General features: G+C 38.7%; 7 protein-coding genes. All 7 read right to left on the bottom strand.

The window, feature by feature from the left end; genetic code table 11:
* Positions 1 to 653: 653 nt before the first annotated feature.
* The 7 genes from ACFIKR_RS08375 to ACFIKR_RS08345 all read right to left on the bottom strand — a co-directional run bounded on the left by ACFIKR_RS08375 (position 654) and on the right by ACFIKR_RS08345 (position 6,575).
* Positions 654 to 1,337, bottom strand: coding sequence for a hypothetical protein (locus ACFIKR_RS08375; protein WP_375659531.1), 684 nt, complete (start codon positions 1,335 to 1,337; stop codon positions 654 to 656).
* Between the two features lie 252 nt (positions 1,338 to 1,589).
* The gene (locus tag ACFIKR_RS08370) at positions 1,590 to 2,744 is read right to left on the bottom strand and encodes an MFS transporter (protein WP_375659530.1); all 1,155 of its coding nucleotides are present in this window, start codon (positions 2,742 to 2,744) and stop codon (positions 1,590 to 1,592) included.
* A gap of 510 nt (positions 2,745 to 3,254) precedes the next feature.
* Positions 3,255 to 4,049 (bottom strand): DUF2087 domain-containing protein, encoded by a 795-nt coding sequence (locus ACFIKR_RS08365; protein WP_375659529.1) that lies wholly within the window; start codon positions 4,047 to 4,049, stop codon positions 3,255 to 3,257.
* 114 nt (positions 4,050 to 4,163) lie between these two features.
* Positions 4,164 to 4,286, bottom strand: a complete 123-nt coding sequence (locus tag ACFIKR_RS08360; protein ID WP_375659528.1) for a hypothetical protein — start codon at positions 4,284 to 4,286, stop codon at positions 4,164 to 4,166.
* Positions 4,287 to 4,301: 15 nt separating this feature from the next.
* Positions 4,302 to 4,493: a hypothetical protein gene (locus ACFIKR_RS08355; protein WP_375659527.1), complete on the bottom strand. Its 192-nt coding sequence runs from the start codon at positions 4,491 to 4,493 to the stop codon at positions 4,302 to 4,304.
* A gap of 10 nt (positions 4,494 to 4,503) precedes the next feature.
* Entirely contained in the window at positions 4,504 to 5,178 is a 675-nt protein-coding gene (locus ACFIKR_RS08350) for a hypothetical protein (protein WP_375659526.1), read from the bottom strand.
* A gap of 194 nt (positions 5,179 to 5,372) precedes the next feature.
* Positions 5,373 to 6,575, bottom strand: coding sequence for an MFS transporter (locus ACFIKR_RS08345; RefSeq protein WP_375659525.1), 1,203 nt, complete (start codon positions 6,573 to 6,575; stop codon positions 5,373 to 5,375).
* Positions 6,576 to 6,906 lie beyond the last annotated feature (331 nt).

Raw genomic sequence — 6,906 nt, 5'->3', positions numbered from 1 at the left:
CTTGGAAATCAGCTATGGATTGTTTTCTTGGCTCTTAAAACCAGACTGAAATGTAGGGAGGAGACGCGTAAAATGCTCAGAGGTATTACCGTCTGTGAAAAAGTGAACACTAAATAGCTAATAGCTTAAGATAATACCTTACAACTGACAGCCTAACCCTTACAATAGGGGTTTTGTTCAACTAAAACTACAGCTCTGTAATTTGTGTACTTAAAAGGCTCGAAGAAGCTAAACTAAACGAGGAGCTGCTTTCTTTTACGCTTTTCTCTTTTCTTGAACTTAATCGCATGTCTATGCGCAAGGGCGCACATCCCTATCCTCTGTATAAGGAGCTATAAATTGGGTGATTTCTTACCTTACCTTAAATATACTTTTGTAAAAATTACTTTAAAGGTCGTGTTTTATTTTATTCGAAATGCTTTTATAGAAAGAGCTTATTGCGCTAAGAGCAAGGAGAAAAAACCTATAAGGTTCCAGTGATAATGAAGAACTTATCGATGAAGTTTATAATCTTATCTTATTTAATTTCTACTAAATCACCATCAAGCACTATAGGATATTCAGTGGTTTGAAAAAAGGATTTTATTTTTTCAGAGCTTGAGGAGCGAATAAATTGAGATTTCTGCATAAAGCAAACATGGAAAAATTGTGATTTATTGATAATGTCTTTTATCAGATAAGAGGGATGATAAAAGGGCATTTCTTTCAATATCGTAACGTGAATCAATAAACAATAAAACGCCAACACCGTTGTCAAATTGATTGACTATAATGAGTTGAATATCTGTAGCCGAAAGAGTGCAACCTTGAAGATTTAAGACATTTGTAAAATCGTGTACAGAAATTGAAGTTCCCATAATATTATAAAAAGTTGGTGTTCTTCTTTTCAGGTGTAAGGTATGGCCATGATAGCCACAATCGCATGATTGATCATATGCAATATGAACAACATCACCTGTGGCGTGTTCAAGTAATAGTGCATCTTCAGGATAAAAAACAGAGACAATTAATTCATCATTTTCAGGATTTGACTTTACTTGAATGTGATCATAAAGATGATAAATGTCACCATCAATCTTGGAACACTGGAGTCCTATTGGACCAGTTTCTTGGGTGGTAAAGCTAAGAGGTTTAATATCTAATTCAGGGATTATGTCTTTTATTTTCGACACAGATTCAGCTTGAAAGGCTTCTCCAAGATAGAATAGGTTTTTTAGAGTTTTTAATTTTTGCTTTCGAGATATTGTAATAAGTTTATCCGCAAAACTTGGCAGGCATATGATGGTATCGATAGAAAATTCTTCGATAGCTGAACTCAAAGTCTCAAGATCAACCATAGAGGCAAATGGATAATATGTTATTTTAAGAAGGTGACAAATTTCATGTGCAAATAAAAATCCGCTCCATAATTCTTTAAGCTGTGAGGCAATTTGCAACGGAGCTTGCAGAGCAATCTTTAAAGACTTGTTTCGAGCTTTTTTGCCGCAGAGTGTGTTACAGCCCCATAATTGAGTGATTTATGGCGAAGTGTTTTAGGTGCTCTTGTTGTGCTACGGGTTTTCAAAAATGATATGTGACATGGAAGCTGCTTATTTTTTAGTTTGTATGAGGCACAGGCAAGAAGCAAAGGCGCAGACACCAACAATCATGCAAAAGGTGAAAGCGATGTGATTGTTGAAATGGCTGATGATCCCTCCACTTGTCCATGAGCCGGCAGCTTGGCCAATATTTGAAATAACAAGAATATAACTAAAAAGAACACTGGCAGAGAGGGATGTGGTTGTTTTTCCTGCTTGATAGTATATTTCTGGAACCATGACAGATTCATAGACACTGTAGGCAATTAACGCAGTCACAGCGGTAAAGACCCCACCCATGAGGAAAAATGAGGAGAAACTTCCCATAAAACAGAGCAGATAAAACGTTGCTTTATCGGAAAGGGTGAGATGTTTATTGATTACTCCCTGCCAGATACAAATGCTGATGCCAACAATTGAAAAGAAAATTCCACTATAAGGGGCGAGATTGCTGTCAAATTTATTGAGAAGTGTTGTGGTGGTGATGAAAATTCCCATGAGAAATGTACAAAGCAAAGCCGTGACCAGCAAATAAACAATAGAACGATTATGTATTATTGTTTTTAAAGAAGAAAGAAAAGGCTTCTTTGTTTTTTTATTCTTTTCAAGAGATAATGTTTTATGCGGGTAATGATAAACAATTTTGAGAGATAGAACACAAAGATACAAACCAATGAGTACAAAAAAAGCCATTAAAAAAGTTGATGCGTTATATTTTATGGCACTCATTGCAACAAGAGGGGCAATAACGACCGCAGCGTTTTGAAAAAACGAATAGAGAGTTAATGCGCGCTTAAGAGCACTTCCCTTGAGATGTTCTGATAAAATTTCTCTCAAAAATGGCTTTGAAATTGCTTTCGAAAAAGCCATTAAGGTAAAAAAGGTCAACCATGCAGAAGGCATGAGCGATAAGATAACGCATACAAAAGCGCTACTCCTTAAAATAAAGGCGGTAGCCATTAAGAGTTTACGAGAAAGTCTTTCTAATAAACTCGTTGTGGTTACCATGAGAATGCTTTCAAGGATTACCGCCCCAGAGAGATAAAACGCAACATTGGCAGCAGTTATGAGAGAAGAGTTTCCAATCAGAGGGAGTACAAAGAAAAAGGAAAATTCAGAAAGAAAAACTGTGCTATAGATGAAAAAAGGAATTTTATTTTTGCCCATGGAATTTCCATAGAAGTGTCGTTAAATGATCAAATACATTTTGTTGTATCTGTTGAGGAAGTTTTGTCAGCCTTGTTTCCGCTGTGCACATTTCGTTGAAATAGTATCTTTCTTGATTCATCAGCCAGTCTATTGCAAGAATATTATTTTTTGTTTTTCTACGATGTTTTTAGAAATATCGAGCATGATCTGGGTTGAGCGACAACACTATACCCTGATGTTCGCGCAACAATTGTAAGATCATTGAGACCTTGATCCCATATCTTCTCCTGATGATTTTGACTGTGCTTAATCCTATTTGATAACTAATTGGCATTCCGCATTCTTGCTCTTTCATTGTATCCTTTATGAAGAGGATGTACTAACCCCTCCATAGATTGTCAACATATGAATGAGATGAATGATTTTATAACCTTTTAATAAAATTATATTTTTTAGTGGAAGGTTATTCATTCTCTTGAAATATAGAAGAAAAACGATAGAGTTCTCTAATCATTTTTCAATTCTCTTTTAGCGCATGCGTTGATATTTTCCTCCATGGCGTTGTAAAAAACCCCTCTCAACAAGAGTGCGTCGTAATCGGGCAAAGTCTACCGTAAAGAGGTTGCATATCCTGGAAACTTCCGTTTCGTTATAGATTTTTTCCTTCTGAAAGGCTTGTGCAATTTTTGATAGCATCCCTTCTGTTTCTAAATGGCGGTCGCTTAAATTTTCCCTATTCCGCTCATGTTTATTTTCTAGCATTTTCCACAGTGTCTCTTCGGCTTGAAATCCTTCTGTTGTGTTGTGAATAAGTCCGAGGTTCAAAAGGCGATTGATGGATTTTTGAATATTTTTCGCATCTGAATCGACATGTTTGAGGACTTCGGAAAGATTTTTCGCACCAAGGATAATGGCGGCATAAACAGCGCGCAGTGTAGGTGAGGTCATGGCAGAGATTAGTGAATTGCGGGTATCGCGTTTGCGAAGGGTTTCTTTTCCCATGGGCAAAATATCATTTCGAATGGGCAATTCATTGATTTCTATGAGTTCTGCTTGTAGCGATTGTGCGCGTACAATTTGTTCGGCAGGGGTGCGTTTACGGATGATACCAAGACCACTCTGCCGATATTTGTGGTTTTCGGGGAGTGTTAAAGCCTCATAGGAGCCATCAAGTCGATAGAGGATTTCTTCCCACAAAGGAGTTCTGATACTTTGATCCCGGCGTGCCCCATTGAGAGCAACGGTTGTTGTCATTGTTGGTTCATGCAGACATAGATAACCACCAGCGGTGATGTGTTCCCAAAGGGTTATAACAAATCGCACATCATCTGCTGGAGTTCCAGCATTGATCCAAGCAAAATCTATAGGCGTCCAAGATTTAAGAGTGCTTTCATCAAGAGAGAAAAAATTCTCATTGATAAATGTTACAGTGTCTTTTTAAATGTCATCTTTAAGAAGTTCTTGCCATACTTCTTCGGCTGATTGACCTTCTGCTGAAAAATCATCAATGGTGATCAATCGTGGTTCGTAATTCTCAGAAATTCCTGAAGGGTCAAGCAAAGCTGTGCGCTCTTCCTAGGTGGAGGATTCTAAAAGTTTTTTATCTTGTTGCCATGATAATTTCGCTTTTTGAAGTGCTTTAGCAATCAAGCGCGTACTATCCCCCGCACTGATTTCAATGACTGTGTGCGGTCTTGCCATTTGAATAAGCGCATGGATAAGTTCAGCACTATTTTCTGTTCCCATGCCAGATCTTATCAGCTGCATCTTTTTACCCTTATAATTTTATCAATCGCAGCATTCCTGCTTTTACAAAAAACTTTATTGAATCCTCTAGCGGATATTGAATACGTATTGGTGTGGTGGCTTTCATCAAGAGATGTTTTGTTTTTTCATGAAGCCGGATTGTACGCCCATTGAGTTGATTAATGGCAAGAGTGCCAAGAGAAGAATCTATGATAATACATGTTGGCTCTCGTAAAAGAGCGGTTGCATCATTTTCTGAAAATGCTTTTTGATCTGTTTTGATGAGACCGTGTCGTAAAAGTGATATCAAAAGACTTCCAGAGGTAAGAAGAGTACCATTGAATTGTATTTCTCTCAGTGATTGGACAAGGCAGCCTTCACGAAGTGCTTCAAATGTGGGAAAGTCGAATCCGCCAAATGCCGCTCCTTTTGTAGAAACAACAGTTGCAGGTTGTATTTGCCGTTTTCCAATTAAAGCTGGTTTATTTCTCGTTATCTGTACGTCCTTTGCCCATTGAACGCGTGATAAAGGATTGAGTTCACGTGGATAGACAGCGAAAGAATTGATGGCTATGGGTGGTGTTGGTTTTTGCAATTCAAGTGTGTGGGAGTTCTCATGACAATTATGTCGCATATAGTCTGCCAGTTGCCACACATAGCCGCCTATTCCATTGTAAAAGTTTAAGCCTATAGGATCTTGTTGCATGATGTTATCGTTTTTTTGCTTTAAAATATCAAGTTTTGGGGAGGATTGTTAGTTGCTCTACATTAAAGAGTGGTTTATCAAAGTCCTATTGTGTTGGTATGGGGTTGCATGAGAGATACAATGATTTGATCAGGTGGTGATTGTCATGCCATTTTTGGGGCATTGTTTGCTGGCTGGACAAACAGCCGAGTCCACTAACCATTCTCAAATTCTCTCTGTTCCTTTTTTTGTACGGCACTGTTCAAAATAAAACCTAATATGCCTGCGATCATTGTGGCGATGCCGATGACAAAGAGTGTGTATTGTGTGTGATGAACATGGACAAAACCGGCTCCTATAAAGCCAAGGCATACGGATGTTTGTATGATGAAGAGATAAGCGGGCATTTGACTGTTTCGCTGTTCTTTTTGAATGGCTTTCATCATAAAACTTGCCATTAGAGCATTTTGTACGCCGTTTGCACTCCCAAGGATGAAAAATGACAGCATCATCAGCCACACAATATGTGTGAGGGAAAAGCAGAAAATTGCAAATCCAATGATTGTAGCGGCAAGTGATGCACCAGCGGCATTGCCAAAGCGATGAAAAAGGCTGGAGAAACAGAGTGGACCAACCACGAGGCCAAGACTTACCATGCTTGTAATCACTCCATAGGTTTCTGCACTGAAGGACAGTTCAGTGCAGATGCGGACAATCGATAAGACGTTGAGAGCAGAGGTAAGGATAATAGTGATGATGAGGGGTGCAAGAGCATAGACAACATTTTTTTTACGCAAGAGGCCTCTTAAGTCTAGCCCTTTTTTGCTTTTTTGCGTTGTGTTTGTCGTTTGTGTATGAATTTTTAAACTTTTAAAACAGAAGAGAGTGATAAAGGTGGCCAAAAGAACCATGATTGACAGCGCAAACAATCCTTTTTGCCCGTTTGATATTCCATACAACACCCCCCCTAGCAGTGGTCCGGCAATATAGCCAAGATTACGAACTGTTTGGATAACGCGGTTTAGTCGATCTAATTGGTGGTCATTTTTTGCAAGTTCAGGTATAGTAACGAGGATAGCAGACCAAAAAATTGAACCAGCACAACCTAGTGCGAAAGAAAGTGCAATATAAACCCAAAATTGGTTGGCGATTGCAGCTGTGGCTATAAAGAGTGCTTCAAACAATAAAACAATGGGTACTGTTCGTGCTGGTTGGAAGCGATGCAAGAGGCGTGGTGCAATTGGTCCGGCAAAAATTGCCCCGATAAGCCCTGCAAAAAGGAGCATTGAAATAGAAGCTGTGCTTTCTGCTAAGTGGAGAGCAAATGTAACTTGCGCTGTTTCATCGGCAAAGCTGCTAAAGCCCAAAACAAGGAAAAGTCCTATTTGGACGAAAATCATGGATTTTTTCTTTGTCACAGTGCTCCTCCCCAAGATGCTAAAGGTACAATTTTCTTCTGCGTATTTATGGGATATCCCGCGCTTTGTCTAGTTTTTCTTGATGTCAGTTGAGAAAGGAAGTTTTCAGAGCTCTCTTCAAAATAAGCACAATGCCTATTTGCAGCGATGAGTAGCTCCTTATGTTTTTTGAAAGGGAGTATTGAAGGATTATAGGCTGGCGAAGTTATCTGATATGAGAGACAATGATACAAAACAGCAATCAGAAAAATTCACAAAAAAAGCTGTACAGACGACTGTACAGCTTTTTATGTGTTTTCTTTAGAGGTAGAAGTTTTAAAGCATGAAAGTG

Origin of the sequence: Bartonella sp. MR30HLJHH (assembly GCF_042194195.1) — a bacterium.
Lineage (GTDB): Bacteria > Pseudomonadota > Alphaproteobacteria > Rhizobiales > Rhizobiaceae > Bartonella > Bartonella grahamii.
Note: the sequence above shows the minus strand (reverse complement) of the source record. Positions and strands in the feature narration are given on the sequence as shown.